Source organism: Bradyrhizobium sp. BRP56 (assembly GCF_020194035.1).
Lineage (GTDB): Bacteria > Pseudomonadota > Alphaproteobacteria > Rhizobiales > Xanthobacteraceae > Bradyrhizobium > Bradyrhizobium australafricanum.
This window is the reverse complement of sequence record NZ_JADYVV010000014.1, coordinates 95,033-111,480: the sequence shown is the minus strand read 5'-3', so window position 1 is coordinate 111,480 and position 16,448 is coordinate 95,033. Positions and strand designations below refer to the sequence as shown.

At 65.3% G+C, this 16,448-nt stretch carries 16 protein-coding genes; 7 read left to right on the top strand and 9 right to left on the bottom strand.

All coding sequences use genetic code 11. From position 1 onward, the window contains the following. Positions 1-123 precede the first annotated feature (123 nt). Together flhA and I6F38_RS12875 are read left to right on the top strand one after the other, a co-directional pair. On the top strand, positions 124-2,256 hold the full coding sequence (gene flhA, locus I6F38_RS12880; RefSeq protein ID WP_225160586.1) for a flagellar biosynthesis protein FlhA: 2,133 nt from the start codon (positions 124-126) through the stop codon (positions 2,254-2,256). 385 nt (positions 2,257-2,641) lie between these two features. After that, entirely contained in the window at positions 2,642-2,842 is a 201-nt protein-coding gene (locus tag I6F38_RS12875) for a hypothetical protein (RefSeq protein ID WP_092090232.1), read from the top strand. A 303-nt stretch (positions 2,843-3,145) separates the two neighbouring features. Here the strand turns inward: I6F38_RS12875 and I6F38_RS12870 are convergent, their stop codons facing one another. The 4 genes from I6F38_RS12870 to fliI all read right to left on the bottom strand — a co-directional run bounded on the left by I6F38_RS12870 (position 3,146) and on the right by fliI (position 6,731). Then, complete coding sequence (locus I6F38_RS12870) at positions 3,146-4,117, bottom strand: anti-sigma factor (RefSeq protein ID WP_225160585.1); 972 nt, start codon at positions 4,115-4,117, stop codon at positions 3,146-3,148. A 3-nt stretch (positions 4,118-4,120) separates the two neighbouring features. After that, entirely contained in the window at positions 4,121-4,666 is a 546-nt protein-coding gene (locus I6F38_RS12865) for a sigma-70 family RNA polymerase sigma factor (RefSeq protein WP_028335734.1), read from the bottom strand. 211 nt (positions 4,667-4,877) lie between these two features. After that, entirely contained in the window at positions 4,878-5,297 is a 420-nt protein-coding gene (gene fliJ, locus I6F38_RS12860; protein ID WP_016848565.1) for a flagellar export protein FliJ, read from the bottom strand. A gap of 108 nt (positions 5,298-5,405) precedes the next feature. Then, complete coding sequence (gene fliI / locus I6F38_RS12855) at positions 5,406-6,731, bottom strand: flagellar protein export ATPase FliI (RefSeq protein ID WP_028335735.1); 1,326 nt, start codon at positions 6,729-6,731, stop codon at positions 5,406-5,408. 367 nt (positions 6,732-7,098) lie between these two features. On the opposite strand from fliI, the gene I6F38_RS12850 reads away from it, so the two are divergent. The 5 genes from I6F38_RS12850 to I6F38_RS12830 all read left to right on the top strand — a co-directional run bounded on the left by I6F38_RS12850 (position 7,099) and on the right by I6F38_RS12830 (position 10,340). Next, a complete protein-coding gene (locus I6F38_RS12850; protein ID WP_016848562.1) occupies positions 7,099-7,800 on the top strand; it encodes a response regulator transcription factor in 702 nt (233 codons plus the stop codon). Positions 7,801-7,966: 166 nt separating this feature from the next. After that, positions 7,967-8,371 carry a DUF350 domain-containing protein gene (locus I6F38_RS12845; protein ID WP_016848561.1) on the top strand — a complete coding sequence of 135 codons (405 nt, stop codon included), beginning with the start codon at positions 7,967-7,969 and terminating at the stop codon, positions 8,369-8,371. A gap of 16 nt (positions 8,372-8,387) precedes the next feature. Continuing rightward, positions 8,388-8,819, top strand: a complete 432-nt coding sequence (locus I6F38_RS12840) for a hypothetical protein (protein WP_225160584.1) — start codon at positions 8,388-8,390, stop codon at positions 8,817-8,819. Between the two features lie 108 nt (positions 8,820-8,927). Further along, positions 8,928-9,149 carry a hypothetical protein gene (locus tag I6F38_RS12835; protein WP_225160583.1) on the top strand — a complete coding sequence of 74 codons (222 nt, stop codon included), beginning with the start codon at positions 8,928-8,930 and terminating at the stop codon, positions 9,147-9,149. Between the two features lie 33 nt (positions 9,150-9,182). Continuing rightward, positions 9,183-10,340, top strand: coding sequence for a glutathionylspermidine synthase family protein (locus tag I6F38_RS12830; protein WP_225160582.1), 1,158 nt, complete (start codon positions 9,183-9,185; stop codon positions 10,338-10,340). A 166-nt stretch (positions 10,341-10,506) separates the two neighbouring features. Here I6F38_RS12830 and I6F38_RS12825 read toward each other — a convergent pair whose 3' ends face one another. The 5 genes from I6F38_RS12825 to I6F38_RS12805 form a co-directional block, all read right to left on the bottom strand. Continuing rightward, positions 10,507-11,379 (bottom strand): protein-glutamate O-methyltransferase CheR, encoded by an 873-nt coding sequence (locus I6F38_RS12825; protein ID WP_225160581.1) that lies wholly within the window; start codon positions 11,377-11,379, stop codon positions 10,507-10,509. Beyond that, complete coding sequence (locus I6F38_RS12820) at positions 11,376-12,542, bottom strand: chemotaxis response regulator protein-glutamate methylesterase (RefSeq protein WP_225160580.1); 1,167 nt, start codon at positions 12,540-12,542, stop codon at positions 11,376-11,378. The genes I6F38_RS12825 and I6F38_RS12820 overlap by 4 nt, the downstream gene beginning before the upstream one ends. 76 nt (positions 12,543-12,618) lie before the next feature. Continuing rightward, positions 12,619-12,984 (bottom strand): response regulator, encoded by a 366-nt coding sequence (locus I6F38_RS12815; RefSeq protein WP_018273268.1) that lies wholly within the window; start codon positions 12,982-12,984, stop codon positions 12,619-12,621. A 63-nt stretch (positions 12,985-13,047) separates the two neighbouring features. Further along, positions 13,048-13,518: a chemotaxis protein CheW gene (locus I6F38_RS12810; protein WP_225160579.1), complete on the bottom strand. Its 471-nt coding sequence runs from the start codon at positions 13,516-13,518 to the stop codon at positions 13,048-13,050. Positions 13,519-13,540: 22 nt separating this feature from the next. Beyond that, complete coding sequence (locus I6F38_RS12805) at positions 13,541-16,264, bottom strand: hybrid sensor histidine kinase/response regulator (protein WP_225160578.1); 2,724 nt, start codon at positions 16,262-16,264, stop codon at positions 13,541-13,543. Positions 16,265-16,448 lie beyond the last annotated feature (184 nt).

Below are 16,448 nucleotides of genomic sequence, written 5' to 3'. Positions count from 1 at the left end.
GTCTAACGGGCGGAGATCCCCGTGAACGCCAGCGCGGTGCCTCACTTTCGGAACGGCGGCCCTGCGGCCGTCGCGCAGACGCTTGGCGGCCGCAGCCGCCAGTCGCGGGGGAGAGCGGCTACCATGGTCGACATCACGGCGGGTCAGGGCACGGCAGGCAAGAGCGGATTGCCGAGCCTCGGCGAGATCGGCGACATCCTGAAGCGCGGCGATATCGCGCTGGCGATCGGCGTCCTCACCATCCTGGTGGTGCTGATCCTGCCGCTGCCCTCGATCGTGCTCGACCTTTTCCTGGCGGTCTCGATCACGGTCTCGATCCTGATCCTGATGACCTCGCTGTTCATCCAGGCGCCGCTGGAATTCTCGTCGTTTCCGACCATCCTGCTGATCTCGACCATGCTGCGGCTGTCGCTGAACATGGCCTCGACCCGGCTGATCCTGAGCCACGGCCATGAGGGCACGGCGGCCGCCGGCCACGTCATCGAGGCGTTCGGCAACTTCGTGATGGGCGGCAACTTCGTGATCGGCATCATCGTGTTCGCGATCCTGGTGATCGTGAACTTCGTGGTCATCACCAAGGGTTCGGGCCGCATCGCCGAAGTCGCCGCACGCTTCCAGCTGGACTCGATGCCCGGCAAGCAGATGGCGATCGACGCCGACCTCTCCGCCGGCCTGATCGACGAGAAGGCTGCCAAGGAGCGCCGCAAGGCGCTGGAAGACGAGAGCGGTTTCTTCGGCGCCATGGACGGTGCCTCGAAATTCGTCCGCGGCGACGCCATCGCCGGCCTCCTGATCGTCGGCATCAACATCGTCGGCGGCATCATCATCGGCGTCGCCCAGCAGGGCCTCTCCTTCAGCGAAGCCGCCCGCACCTACACCGTGCTGACGGTCGGCGACGGCCTCGTCACCCAGGTGCCCGCGCTGATCGTCTCGACCGCCGCCGGCCTCCTGGTCTCCAAGGCCGGCATCACCGGCGCCGCCGACAAGGCGCTGATGCGCCAGCTCTCCGGCTATCCGCAGGCACTCGGTATGTCGGCCGGCGTGATGCTGGTGCTGGCGCTGCTGCCGGGCATTCCGACGCTGCCGTTCCTGGCGCTCGGCTCCGGCGCCGCGGTGCTGGCCTGGAACGCACGCAAGCAGAAGCGGGCTGCGAAGGCGGCCGAAACGGCAGCAGCCGCCGCCCCGGCTGCAGCCGCGGCCGCTGCCGCTGCGGCCGCGGAGGAGCCGATCGCCGCCGCGCTGAAGATCGACGACCTCAAGATCGAGCTCGGCTACGCGCTGCTGCCGCTGGTCAACGGCCCCGACGGCACCGACCGCCTGACCGAGCAGATCAAGGCGCTGCGCCGCTCGCTGGCCATCGAGATGGGTTTCGTGATGCCGGCGGTGCGCATCCTCGACAACGTCCAGCTCGAAGCCAACAGCTACGTCATCAAGATCAAGGAAGTCGACGCCGGCACCGGCAAGATCTGGCCGAGCCAGTTCATGGTCATGGACCCCGCCGGCAACCAGGTGCAACTGCCCGGCATCCACACCATCGAGCCGACCTTCGGCCTGCCGGCGACCTGGGTTGATGCCGGCCTGAAGGAAGAGGCCGCGCTGAAGGGCTACACCGTGGTCGACGCCGCGACCGTGCTGTCGACGCATCTGACCGAGCTGCTCAAGACCAACATGGCGGACCTGCTGTCCTACGGCGAGGTGCAGAAGCTCTTGAAGGACCTGCCGAAGGAGCAAGGCGAGCTGATCAAGGACATCGTGCCGGGCCAGGTCACGGTGTCGGGCATCCAGCGCGTGCTGCAGTTGCTGCTCGCCGAGCGCATCTCGATCCGCGATCTCTCGACCATCCTGGAAGGCATCGCCGATGCGCTGGCGTTCTCGCGCAATCCGGCCACCATGGTCGAGCACGTCCGCGCCCGGCTGGCCCGCCAGATCTGCGCGCAAAACACCTCGCCGAACGGCTATTTGCCGCTGATCGCGCTGTCGGCGCGCTGGGAGCAGGCGTTTGCGGAGTCGATCGTAGGCACCGGCGACGACCGCAGCCTGGCGATGCAGCCCTCGAAACTGTCGGAGTTCATGACCGCCGTGCGCAACGCCTTCGAGCAGGCGGCGCGCGAGGGTGAGGCGCCGGTCCTGGTGACGTCGGCCGCGATCCGGCCGTTCGTTCGCTCACTGGTGGAACGGTTCCGCTCGCAGACCACCGTCCTGTCGCAAGCCGAGATCCATCCCAGGGCCCGGCTGAAGACGGTCGGCAGCGTTTAGAGTCACTTGTTCGGAAGCGTTTTCTGCACGCGAGCCGGGCGTCCACTTCGCGCGAAAACGAGCTAGGGGCCGCAAATCACTTGCGTTTTCGTCTGTGCTTTCTCGCCACAGGCAACTGATTTATGCAGAATAGGCCGGAACGGCCCTATCTGGGATGCAGCATCCCAACATAATCCCAAGACACTGATATTAAATAGCTTTAATGCGTCTCGGATTACCAAAGGGTCATTTCTGATCGCGCCCGATCACGTCTCATCACGGCCTTGTGATGGCCTCTAGGGAACGGAATCGGCAAATCCTACGTTAGCGGGGCACGAGACGTTGAACCGGACAACAGACCGAACCGACAGATTTACTGAGAGCAGGAAGGCGGCAGGAGACTTCCATGAACCACTCGATCTACAGCGCCGATCGTATGACGCATCTGAAGATTGTGGTTGTGGCGTTGTTCGCCGGTATCCTGGTCGCGGGCTTCGGCATCGCGGCACACAATTCGTCGGATGAGGGATACACGCAGACGGCGCGGGTCATGAAGGCCGGCAAGCCCGTCGCGATCACCAGCACCAGCAACTCGCTGGTCCGCTAACAGGAGAGTTTCACGAATTCACGTAGTGTTCTTTACAGCCCCCCAAAGTCGCTGCGTGGATATTTAAGACCCCCAACTACCCCCAAGTTGACTATCGAAAACGCCCGCTCCCCACGGGCGTTTTCTTTTTTGTGCGGGTGGCGGATCGAACTGACCTGCTGCGAAACGGGCAGCTCTATCCTCGTCATTGCGAGCGCAGCGAAACAATCCACTGTCACCGCTCGTGCGGAAGGATGGATTGCTTCGCTGCGCTCGCAATGACGGGCGGCCACCATCGGCAACCTCTGACGATGGGCGGCTGGCCTATCGCGGCGGCGAAGCCGACGCGCCCGGCACGGTCTCGATCAGCTTCCCGGTGAAGATCGGCGCCGAGGTCGGCTGTCCGTTCGGCGAGCCGCCGGCCTGCTCCACCGTCACCGCATAGGTGGCGCCATTGATCACGTCGGGATCATAGCCCGACAGCACCGGACGCGCGGTGAAATCATCAGCGCCGATCACGCCGAGCGAGCGCGGCTGCGGCAGCTTGTCTGAGATCAGCCAGAGCTCGAAACTCCTGCCGGGCTCCGACGCGGCGCCGACCTTGCGGACGGTAAAATTCTTGGTCGCGCCGTCGATCGTCAGGATGAAGGCCGGCCCGCCATTCTGCCCCTGCAGCAGCGCGACATACTGCGCCGACGGCGTCAATGCCGGCGCCGGCGTCTTCACCTCGACGGTCTGGATGCGCGGCTTTGGCCTCATCGCGTTCGGCAAGGCGTCGGGCTTGTAGATCTGCAGGCCGAGCGTCGCCAGCAGGGCGGCCGCGATCGCGGTCGCGGCCGAGGCGATACCGCGCCAGCGCTTCACGCGGTTCGTAAGCGCGGTCACGTTGCGTTCGTCGAAGATAACCCGTGGCTGTCGGGCCTCGGGCAGCCTGCGGATCTCGGACGGCGGCTGGGGCTCGTCCGGATCGAACGCCGAGCCGAATTCAGGATCGTCCGTGATTGGCGAAGGCGGCGGCGTCACTGTCGTGGCCGGCGTCTCCGGCAGTACCAGCGGCGCCTGCGGCGCGCTCGCATGGCCGATCGCCGCCTTGATGTTGTCCCAGACCACCGGACGCGGCTCGACCAGGCCGACCATCTGGTTCAGCGGCCCGAGCCTGAACTGCCAAGCCTGCACCAGCGCTGCGAACTCGCTGTCGACGGCCATCATGGTCTCGACCTGCGCGCGCTCCTCGGCATCGAGCGTACCGAGCGCATATTCCGCGGCGAGCGCGATATGGTCTTCGCTATAGGCCATCAATCAGAGTCCAAGACACTCCCGGATATCCATCAGGCTGCGGCGCAGCCAGGTCTTCACCGTGTTCACCGGTGTCTCGAACTTTGCGGCGAGTTGCTCGCGGCTCCAGCCGTTGTAATAGGCGAGCAGCACGAGCTTCTGACGATCCGGCTCCAGACGACCGACGCACTCCAGCAACCGCTTCAACTCTTCCGTCATCTCCCGTCGCGCCAGCGGATCGGGCTGGTCGGCTGCGACCTCCATCGCCGCCGGCTCTTCCTCCAGCGAGGCCTCGCCGCGCTTGCGCACCACGTCGATGGCGCGGTTGCGCGCAATCGACGTCATCCACGTGATCGGGGACGACAGGGCTGGGTTGAACTGCCCGGCGCTGTTCCAGATCTTGACGTAAGCCTCCTGAATGACCTCCTCGGCGAGGTCCTGTCGCCGCAAGATACGGAGCACGACGCCGAAGAGTTTCGCGCGGGTCGCGGCGTAGAGCCGCTCGAAGGCGGCCTCATCCCCCTTGGCGACGGCGGCGATCAGCCAGACCAGCTCAGCCGGCGTCAGCATCTTGCGCCCTCCAAGCCCCGATCCCCCATCGCCTCATTGCCACCGTGCTGCCGATCATCCGTCCGGACCGGTGGTAGCATATTTTGGGACACCACGATCCGCCAAGGGGCTAACAAGTGGCCGGCAAGCCGGCGGCTTGTGGACAGCGCCCAGCAAAAAGCCCGGGCGATCGGCCCGGGCTCTCAATCTGGTCAGCGGAGGGAGCGAGGGTTCAGGCGATGACGCCGAGACGGGCCCGCATCAGGCCGATCGAATCCATGTCGGCTTGTTCGCGAGCGCTCTCCTCCGCGCGTTCGCGCGCCTGGTCGCGCTCGTCGAGCAGCTCGACCTTCTTCAATTCCTCGAATGCCTCCGACAGCAGCGCCTTGGCGTCGTCGAGCTGGGCGCGCAGTTCGTCGGCCGAACGGGTCAGGTTCTCGCGGCGCTGGATCGCGGCCTTGGCATAGGTCGGATAGGCGAAGTGCGTGGGGTCGTTGATCCCGGCGCGCTCCTGCTCGGTCTGGATCTCGCGCTCGAGCTCGACCGACATGCGCTGGAAGTCGGCGATCATGCCTTCGATCTGGGTAACCCGACGGCGCTTCTCGTCGACCTGAAATTTCTTCAGGCGAATCAGCGTTTCACGTGACTTCATCGACTCATACTCCCCAGAAGTCCCAAATCTGAACGCGGGACAGAGCCGGCTCCCCGCTGGGCCCCGCCGGCATAGCTATGGTGTGCCGGCGATGATGGCCTGACAAAGTTAGCGTTCCGTTTCCAAACCCGACAGGATTTGAGCCAGTTGCCGGTAGCCGTCGGGAAGGCTGGTGGACTCGTCCTTGGCCTGGCGCAGGTAGGCCTCGAGCGGCTCATGCAGCCGGATCGCCTCGTCGACCTCCGCGCTGGAACCCGGCCGGTAGGCCCCGAGCCGGATCAATTCCTCCATGTCGGCATAGGTCGCCATCACCTGCCGCGCCTTGTTGATGTAGGGCAGGAAGTTGGGGTCGGCCGACCGCGGCATGGTGCGCGATACCGACTTGAGGATATTGACCGCGGGATAGCGGCCGCGCTCGGCGATCGCCCGCTGCATCACGATATGGCCGTCGAGGATGCCGCGCACCGCATCCGCGATCGGCTCATTGTGATCGTCGCCGTCGACCAGCACGGTGAAGATCGCGGTGATGGTGCCGTCGCCGGTGCCCGGCCCTGCCCGCTCGAGCAGCTTCGGCAGTTCGGTGAACACAGTCGGCGTGTAGCCCTTGGCGGTCGGCGGCTCGCCCGCCGAGAGGCCGATCTCGCGCTGCGCCATCGCAAAGCGCGTCACCGAGTCCATCAGGCACAGCACATCCTGGTCCTCGTCGCGGAAATACTCCGCGATGGCGAGCGTCAGATACGCCGCCTGGCGCCGCATCAGCGCCGGTTCGTCCGAGGTGGCGACCACCACGACCGAGCGCGCCAGCCCCTCCTCGCCGAGATCCTCCTGGAGGAATTCCTGCACCTCGCGGCCGCGTTCGCCGATCAGCCCGATCACCGAGATCGCGGCATCGACATTGCGCGCCAGCATCGACAGCAGCACCGACTTGCCGACGCCGGAGCCGGCGAAGATGCCGAGCCGCTGGCCGCGGCAGCAGGTCAGGAAAGTATTGAGACCGCGCACGCCGAGATCGAGCGGCGGGCCGACCCGCTTGCGCGAATGCGCCGGCGGCGGCGAGTTGCGGTAGGACATCGGCGAGGCGCCCTGTACCAGCGGGCCCTTGCCGTCGATCGGCTCACCCATCGCGTTGACGACGCGGCCGAGCCAGGCCGGCGACGGCCGCACCTGGCTCGCCGCGTTGGCTATCACCGCGCGGCAACCGCGCCTTACGCCATCTAATCCGCCGAACGGCATCACCACCGCGTTCTCGCCGGAGAAGCCGATCACCTCGGCGGGGATGAAGCGGCCCGCGCCGACGTCGATCACGATGCGGGCGCCGACCGACATCGCGTGAATGGGGCCCGCGATCTCGACCATCAGCCCGCGGACGCCGACCACGCGGCCATAAATATTGACGCCGTCGATGTCGCCGATCTGCTCCGCGAGCGCCTTCATTGCGAAAACCTTAAGTTTCCGCTTTTTTGCTCCGGCCGCTTAACTTCGTGTTTACCCGCATCATTAATCATTGCGTCACTGTCTTTGGTGACTGAGGTCGCTCGCCCATCAGAAGAAGGGCGAGTCGCGAGAGTCGGTTAGGCCCGTCTCTTAATGTGGAAACTGAACGGACGCGGTTAGGAAAAGCTTCTTCTACGCAATATCTTAGGGCGATTCGACAAAAATTGCACGGTTAGAGCTTGCGCGGAGGAATCAGTTTTTGTTAACCATATCTCGTCAGGATCCGAATCAGTTGTTCAAAGGCGTTTTGTGAGTGCCGCAAGTGCGGCCGACCTGACGCCCGGAGCGGCGACTATAGGGGACTGGCATGCGCGTTTTGCTGATTGAAGATGACAGCGCCGTCGCGCAGTCGATCGAATTGATGCTCAAGTCCGAGAGTTTCAACGTCTACACGACGGACCTCGGCGAAGAGGGCGTCGATCTCGGCAAGCTTTACGACTACGACATCATCCTTCTCGACCTCAACCTGCCCGACATGTCCGGCTACGACGTGCTCAAGCAGCTCCGGGTGTCGAAGATCAAAACTCCCATTCTGATCCTCTCCGGCCTCGCCGGCATCGAGGACAAGGTCAAGGGTCTCGGCGTCGGCGCCGACGACTACATGACCAAACCCTTCCACAAGGACGAACTGGTCGCCCGCATCCACGCGATCGTGCGCCGCTCCAAGGGCCACGCCCAGTCGGTCATCCAGACCGGCGATCTCGTCGTCAATCTCGACACCAAGACAGTCGAGGTCGGCGGCCAGCGCGTGCACCTGACCGGCAAGGAATACCAGATGCTGGAGCTGCTCTCGCTCCGCAAGGGCACCACCCTCACCAAGGAAATGTTCCTCAACCATCTCTACGGCGGCATGGACGAGCCGGAGCTGAAGATCATCGACGTCTTCATCTGCAAGCTCCGCAAGAAGCTCGCCAACGCCTCCGAAGGCCGCAACTTCATCGAGACCGTGTGGGGCCGCGGCTACGTGCTGCGCGAGCCGCACGAGGCCGACGAGCGCATTCCCGCCTGACCTTCTGGGCCCGCAGAGAACCGCAAGGTTCGCTCCTTTCGACCTGAACCCCGCCGCAAATGGCGGGGTTTTGTTTGGGATTGAACCGGCTGTCGGCATGCGCCGACCAAGGGAACGTGCAATCCTGCCTCGCGCGAATCCCGACGAACTCCCGGACCGCCCCGACATGATCCTGCAATCCCTCGCCGGCCTGCCGGCGTTCCTGGTCTATTTCTGCACGGCGCTGATCGCCGTGGTCGCCTACCTCTTCGTCTACACGCGCGTTACGCCGCACGACGAATTCCAGCTGATCCGCGACAACGATCCGGCGGCGGCGATTGCGCTGGGCCTAAGCCTGCTCGGCTTCGTGCTGCCGGTGGTCAGCGCCATCGCCCACTCCGCCAATGTCGTGGACTGCCTGATCTGGAGCATCATCGCGCTGATCGTGCAGATCATCGTCTATTACATCGTGAAGATCCCGGTGCCGAACCTGTCGGCGCGGATCGCCTCCGGCGAAATGGCGCCGGCGATCTGGCTCGGGCTGTCCTCGCTGGCCGCGGGCGCGCTGAACGCGGCCTGCATGATCTACTGAGCCGTTGAGCCAAACCATGGCGCGCAAACCCAACCCGGACTTCGGCAAACGGCGACCGGCCGTGCCGGCGGTGCCGACGCCGCCGCGGCCGGATGCGCCATCCAAGCGCTCCAACCACGTCGCGCTGCTCTTGATGGGAACGCTCGCGGTCGGCGGCAGCGCCTACGCGCTGATGCCGCGGCCGAATTGCCAGCCGGTGCCGCCGACGCCGCCGGGCGTTACCGCACCGGGCGTCGCCGCGCCGGTCCCGCCGCAACCCGGCGTCGACTGCACGGCGCGCAGTTCGTCGTCCGGATCGGGCGGCAGCGGCGGCTCGTCGCGCAGCAGCTTCTACAGCAGCTCCTCATCGAGCGGCTCCTCCTCGTCCTCGAACTCGTCGTCAAGCTCGTCGGTGAGCCGCGGCGGCTTCGGTTCATTCGCGCATGCGTTCGGCTTCAGCGGCGGCTGATGCATGTTGCCGTGTCATCGCGGTGTCATCCCGCTTTCGCTTGCCCGGCGAGCGCAGCTGATGGAAACTCGCCATGGCTCCGCAGACGGCAAGGCAGGGATTGCGTCCATGAAACGCTCGCGCCGCGTATGGCTGAAATTGATGGGAAGTATCGCGATCGGCGCGGCGTCGATCGGCCTGACGCCAAGCCATGCCCGCAGCCACCATCACCACGCAGGACACGACGCGACGCGAAAGCCCGCGGAACGGTCGCCGTCCGGCGGCTTCGGCGGCGCGCCGCGCACCATCGCCCGCTACGGCGACGACGATCCGTCGCATGGCGGAAGCTGACAACAGGCTGACGAGCGAGCGCGGTTTCCCCTCATGCAACGCATCGCATGTCCCGAACGCGACGATTGGCGGACGACTGCCGAGAATGCCGGCTTCACCTTCCACACCATCGACGGCGAACGTTACTGGGACGAGCGCGCCTATTACGCCTTCACGCTGGACGAGATCGAGCGCTCGATCGAGGCGCCGACCGGCGAGATCGACGCGATGTGTCTCGAGCTCGCCGGACGCGCGATCAAGAATGAGCGCTATCTGCGCCGGCTGAAGATACCGGAGGCGTTCTGGGATCTGATCGCGGCAAGCTGGCGCCGCAACAATCCGAGCCTGTACGGCCGGCTCGATCTCACCTTCGACGGCCGCGGCCCGGCCAAGCTGCTCGAATACAATGCCGACACGCCGACCTCGATCTTCGAGGCCGCGGTGTTTCAATGGACCTGGCTCGAACAGGCGATCCAACGCAACATCATCCCGAAGCGCGCCGACCAGTTCAACTCGATCCACGACCGGCTGATCGAGACCTGGAAGAGGATCGGCGCGACCCACCCGCTGCATCTCACCGGACTGACCGGAAATCCCGAGGACGCCGGCACGCTCGCCTATCTCGAGGACACCGCGGCGCAGGCCGGGCTGAAGACCACGCTGCTCGACATCGAAGAGGTCGGACTGCGCGACGACGGTCAGTTCGTCGACCTCGACGAACGCCCGATCGCGCTCGCGTTCAAGCTCTATCCCTGGGAATGGATGTTCCACGACGCATTCGGCAAGAACCTCTCGACCGCGCCGACGCAGTGGATCGAGCCGCCGTGGAAGGCGATCCTCTCCAACAAGGGCATCCTGCCGCTGCTGTGGGAGATGTTCCCGAACCACCCCAATCTGCTGCCGGCCTATTTCGAGGACGATCCGCAGGCCGCACAGCTCGGCACGTCGTTCGTGCGCAAGCCGATCTATTCGCGCGAGGGCGCCAATGTCGAGCTGGTCAGCGCCGGCGTCACGCTGGTCGCCGAGCAAGGCCCCTACGGCGCCGAAGGCTTCATCCGCCAGGCGCTGGCGCCGCTGCCGAATTTTTCAGGGCAGTACCCGGTGCTCGGCAGCTGGCTGGTCGACGGCACGCCCTGCGGACTCTCGATTCGGGAAGACGAGAATCCGATCACCGGCAACACCTCGCGCTTCCTGCCGCACGCGATTCTGTAGCGGTGTCGGTCAACGCGTCCCGTTCCCCGTCATCCTGAGGAGCCGCGAAGCGGCGTCTCGAAGGATCGACGGCCCGGCTGGTGGCCGTGCATCCTTCGAGACGCGCGCAAGAGCGCGCTCCTCAGGATGACGGGGAAACAATTGACGATCGCTCAGGAAAACGCACTCACCGCGCGGCGGACGCAACCGCCTTCAGCACATGCAGCGCGGCGCCGGCGCGCGCGACTGGCGCAGTGTTCGGCTGATAGAGTCCGCGCCGGTCGGGATAGGGCCTGAACAGATTGGTGATGCCGACCACGGATTCCGCCGCGCCAAGCGCCAGCACGCCGTCAGGCTCGAGCATCCGGGCCACCTTGCCGAAGATACCGGCCTTGGTCTGCTGATCGAAATAGATCAGCACGTTGCGGCAGAGGATCACGTCGAAGGTGCCGAGATGCGAGATGTCCTGCAGCAGATTGAGCTGGCGGTGCTGCACCATGCCGCGGATATCGGCGTTCAGCTGCCAGAGCTCGCCCTTCTGCACGAAATACTTGACCAGCAGTTGGATCGGCAGGCCGCGCTGCACCTCGAACTGGCTGAACAGGCCGGCCTTGGCCTTCTCGAGCACCGCCTGCGACAGGTCAGTGGCGATGATCTCGATCCGCCAGCCGCCAAACAGCGCGGTCATCTCCTTCAGCAGCATCGCGATCGAATACGGCTCCTGCCCGGTCGACGACGCCGCGCACCAGATGCGCAAGCTGCGGCGCGCCGCGCGCGCCTGCGCCAGCGCGGGCAGCACCGCTTCCCTCAGATGGTCGAACGGGATCTTGTCGCGAAAGAAGAAGGTCTCGTTGGTGGTCATCGCTTCGACCACCTCGGATGTCAGCAACTCCGCGCCGCCCTTCATCCGCTGCACCAGCTCGGGAATTCCGGCGAGGTTCGACCTGCGCGCCAACGGCAGCAGGCGGCTCTCGACCAGATATTGCTTGTCGGCCGACAGATCGAGGCCGGAACGTTCCTTCAGCAGCTTACGCAGATACTCATAGTCCAGCGGCGTCACGAACGGTCTCCCGCAAACACGCGAACAAGCTTCGGTGCGATCTGATTGAGCGGCAGCACCGCGGCGCAGATGCCGGCATTGACCGCGGCACCGGGCATGCCCCACACCACGCTGGTCGCTTCGTCCTGGGCGATCACGCTGCCGCCGGCGGCGACGATGTCCTTGCCGCCGCGCATGCCGTCGGAGCCCATGCCGGTCAGGATCACCGACATGATGCTGCCCTGCCAGACGTCGATCGCGGAGGTGAACATCGGATCCACCGCGGGCTTGCAGAAATTGACCGGTGGCCCGTCGTCGAGCGCGATCGTGGCATCGACGCCGTGGCGCGCGATGCGCATGTGGCGCCCGCCCGGTGCCAGATAGATCTGACCCGGCTTGATGCTCTCGCCGTCGATCCCCTCATGCGCCGGCCGCTTGCTGGTGCGCGCCAGATGCTCGGCGAGAATGGTCGTGAAGGTCGGTGGCATGTGCTGGGTGATCAGCACCGGGAAGCGATCGATCACCGGGCCGATCTCGGCGACCAGCGTCATCAGCGCCTGCGGTCCGCCGGTCGACGAGCCGATCAGCAGCACCTTGGGCGGCAGCAGGCCGAACGAACGGCGCGTGACCTGGGCCGGCGCCGTGTGCGCGGCAGCGGGAGCCAATGGACGCGGTCTGTCATGACCGGGCGCAAGCGGCGGGCTTGCCGTCGTGTGCACCGGGCTGCGCCGCGCCTTGGCGCCGAGATGACGGATCTTCTGGATCAGGTCGTGGCGGAAGGTTTCCGCGGCGGTGGCCTCGCGCGTGCTTTCCGGCTTCGGAATGTAGTCGGACGCACCGAGCGAGAGTGCCTTCAGGCTGATCTCCGCGTTGCGGCGGGTCAGCGTGGAGGCCATGATGACGACGAGATCGCGCTTCTTCGCCAGCAGCTGCGGCAGCGCCGAGATGCCGTCGAGGTCGGGCATCTCGATATCGAGCACCGCGACATCGGGGTTGATGCGCTCGAGCTGATTGACGGCGTCGAGGCCGGTGCGCAGCGAGGCGACCACCTCCATGTCGGGCTCGGCGCCGATCCAGCGCGAGATCATCCCGCGGATCACCACGGAATCGTCGACGACCATCACCCGCACCTTGTCGGAACGGGTCGATGTCAGGGCCGCAGTACTTGTCAACGCAACACTCATGACTTCACCAGCGACGCAACACGACGCACAACAACCGTTGAGCCGAAGGCTTCTGCCGCCGGATCGAACGAAGAATCTAAATGAGTCCGACTTCCTGGAACTTCGCGGTGACGATGTCCCGGTCGAACGGCTTCATGATGTATTCGTTGGCACCGGCATGCAGCGCGCGTGCGATATGCGCGACGTCATTCTCGGTGGTGCAGAACACGACCTTGGGCTGATCGCCGCCGGGCATGCGGCGGAGATTGCCGAGAAACTCGTAGCCGTCCATGACCGGCATGTTCCAGTCGAGCAGCACCGCTTCCGGCATCGCGCGCTTGCAGGCCTCGAGCGCCTTGGCGCCGTCCTCGGCCTCGACGATCTGGAAGTCGAGCCCTTCCAGGATGCGGCGGGCGACCTTGCGAATGACGCTTGAGTCATCGACAACAAGACAGGTTCTCATTTGCGACCTCTACTTCCTCATCCCCGGTGGGATGTTTCAGTTCTTCAATTCCAGCGGGCCGTCTCAGGCCGCCTTGGCATCAGGCACCAGTTCGAGCACGCGATCGACATCGAGGACGACCATGAGCTGGCCGTCGAGGCGGTGGACGCCGCCGGCGAGCTTGGCCATGCGGGGATCGAGGTTGACGGGATTGTCCTCGCGGCTGTTTTCGGAGAGCCGCAGCACCTCGCCGATCTGGTCGATCAACAGGCCATAGGATTCGCCGCGCTGGTCGACGCCGACCGCCATCGGCGGCTGGCCGTCGTCGGCCTTCGGCAGCCCGAGCCGGGCGCGCATGTCGACCACGGTGACGATGCGGCCGCGCAGATTGAGCACGCCGGCGATCTCGCTGGAGGCCAGCGGCACCCGCGTCAGCCGCTCCGGCATGAACACGTCCTGCACCCGCGAGATCGGCAGGCCGAACAGCTGCCCGCCGATCACGGCGGTGACGTATTCGGCCATCGCGCCTTCACTGGTCTCGGTCTTGCTGGTCATCAATTCGTTTCCTTGCATCCGGTCACGCGGCGCGGCGCAGTTCGGCGGTCTGCTCTTTCAGCGCCGCGATCAGCCCGGGACGATCAAACTTGGCGACATAGTCGTGGAAGCCGGCCTGCCGGCCGCGTTCGATCGCCGCCGGCGACACCATCGCCGACAGCGCGATGATCGGCAGCTGGTTGAAGTTGTGGTCGCTTCGGATGTTCTCGGCGAACTCGAAGCCGTTCATCTCGGGCATCTCGATGTCGGTCAGCACGACGTCGAAGCTCTGTCCCGAACGCAGCGCCGCGAGCCCCTCCTGCGCGCCGCCCGCGGTCCTGACCTTGTAGCCGGCGGCTTTCAAGACCGGCGCCAGCATGTTGCGGAAGAAGGCCGAGTCATCGACCAGCAGCACCGACTGCGCCGAGGCCGACGGGCGCATCTCCTTGCGCGAGAACCAGTCGGCGAACGCCATCGGCAGGAAGTGACCGACGTCGATCACCTCGGTGGCCTGGCCCTTGATCACGGCCGAGCCGAGGATGCCGTCCTGCGAGCCCGCGACCTCGATGTTGAGCCGCTCCTCGACGATGTCGATGATCTCGTCGACCACGAGCCCCATCGAGCGGCCGTCGTCGGCGAACACCAGGATCGGCTGCGAGCCCTGCGACTGCACCTCGACCCCGGCCATCTGCACCAGCGGCATCAGCTGCTCGCGGTACTGCACCATGTAGCGGCCGTTCGAGAGCTCGATCTTGTCGGTTGCGATCTCCTCCAGCCGGGTGACGAGGCCGAGCGGCACCGCCTTGGGCTGCGAGGAGCCGGCGCGGAACACCAGCAGCGAGGTCAGCTGCTCGCCGCTCGCCGCATGGGCGTTCGCATTGTCGTCGGCCAGGTCATGGGCCGAGGAGCCGGACGCGCCGAGGGCTTTTGCAATCCCGTTGGGGTCGATGATCATGATCACGGCGCCATCGCCCAAAATGGTGTTGCCGGAGAACATGTCGATGTGCCGCAGCTTGGTCGACATCGGCTTGACCACGATCTCCTCGGTGTGGAACACGCCGTCGACCACGATGCCGAAGGTCTGGCTGCCCACTTGCGTGACCACGATGAAGCCGTTCTCGGCATCGGTGGTGGTCGCGCCGTCGTCGATCTTGAGCAGCTTCTTGAGGTGGATCAGCGGCAGCAGCTTGTTGCGCAGCCGCAAGACCGCGGTGTCCTTGATGCGCTCGATGCGGTGCTCGGAGTTGGCGCGGGCGCGCACCAATTCGACCACCGAGAGCTGCGGGATCGCGAAGCGGTCGCCGCCGGCTTCCACGATCAAAGCGGAGACGATCGCCAAGGTCAGCGGGATCTTGATGGTGACCGAGGCGCCCTCGCCGGCCACGCTCTTGATGTCGATGGTGCCGCCGATCTGGTCGATATTGGTGCGCACCACGTCCATGCCGACGCCGCGGCCGGACACCGAGGTGACCTGGGCGGCGGTCGAGAAGCCCGGCGCGAAGATGAACTTGTGGATCTGGGCCTCGGTCATCTTCTCCAGCTCGGTCTCGGTGACGAGACCGTTCTGAAGCGCCTTGGCCTTGATCCGCTCGGTGTTGAGCCCGCGGCCATTGTCGGCGATGCAGATGATGATGTGGCCGCCTTCGTGATAGGCGGACAGACGAATGGTGCCCTGTTCCGGTTTGCCGGCCGCGACCCGCTCGGCGGTGGTCTCCAGCCCATGATCGGCGGAGTTGCGCACCATGTGCGTCAGCGGATCCTTGATCAGGTCGAGCACCTGGCGGTCGAGCTCGGTGTCGGCGCCGTGCATCTCCAGCTCGATCTGCTTGCCGAGTTCGCCGGAGAGGTCGCGGACGATGCGCGGCAGCTTCTGCCAGGCATTGCCGATCGGCTGCATGCGCGTCTTCATGACGCCTTCCTGCAGCTCGGCGGTGACGTTGGAAAGCCGCTGCAAGGGCACCTTGAACTCGGTGTCCTCGTTGCGGCGGGAGATCTCCAGCAGCTGGTTGCGGGTCAGCACCAGCTCGGAGACCATGGTCATGAGGTGTTCGAGGGTGTCGACATTGACCCGGATCGACTGGTTGGCGATCTTGTCGCCTTCCTGGACGTCCTCACCGGCGGCCTTGCGGGCCGGCTTCTTCACAGCCTCAGCCGGCTCGGCTGCGGGCGCAGCAGCAACAGGCTTCGCGGCCGGCGCCGGTGCGGCGACTTCGGTCTCGGTCTCGCGGAAGGCGCGCTCGAGCTCGTCGAGCGAGACCTCGCCCGGACGCAGCGGACGCTCCAGCGTCTGCACCACCAGCGTGCCTTCGGTCATCGCCGCCTGCACCGACGGGGCTTCGACGACCGGCACATCCTCTTCAGCGGCAGCTTCGCCAGCAGCCATCGCCGCCATGCCGTGCTCGACCATCGCTTCCAGCTGATCGATCAGATCGCGGTCGTTGCCCTCGGGCTCGGCTTCGGTCGCCTCGAGCCCGCCGAGGATCTCCTTGATGCGGTCGATCGAGGACAGGATCAGCGTCACGGCTTCCGCCTTCACCGGCATGCCGTCGCGGAATTTGCCCATCAAGGTCTCGCCGGCATGCGCCAGCGCCTCGAGCCGCGGCAGCCCGAGGAAGCCGCAGGTGCCCTTGATGGTGTGCACAAGCCGGAAGATGTTATCCAGGATCTTCGCGTTGTTCGGATCCTGCTCGAACTGCACCAGCTGGTTGTCGACCGTATCCAGGCTCTCGCTGCTCTCCGTCAGGAACTCGCGCAACAGATCGTCCATGAAACCAACCTTCGAAAAACGCCGAAAACGCAGCGGCGCGCAACATCGACGCGCCTGACGGAACTTAGGTCAGCTTCTCCGCAAAGCGTTTAAGTTTGGTTGAGCAAATGGAAAGGAACGGGATCAACAAAGAGATAAGGCCGCGCGATCGAATCGCGCGGCCGGTCGTAACCTTTGATTAATG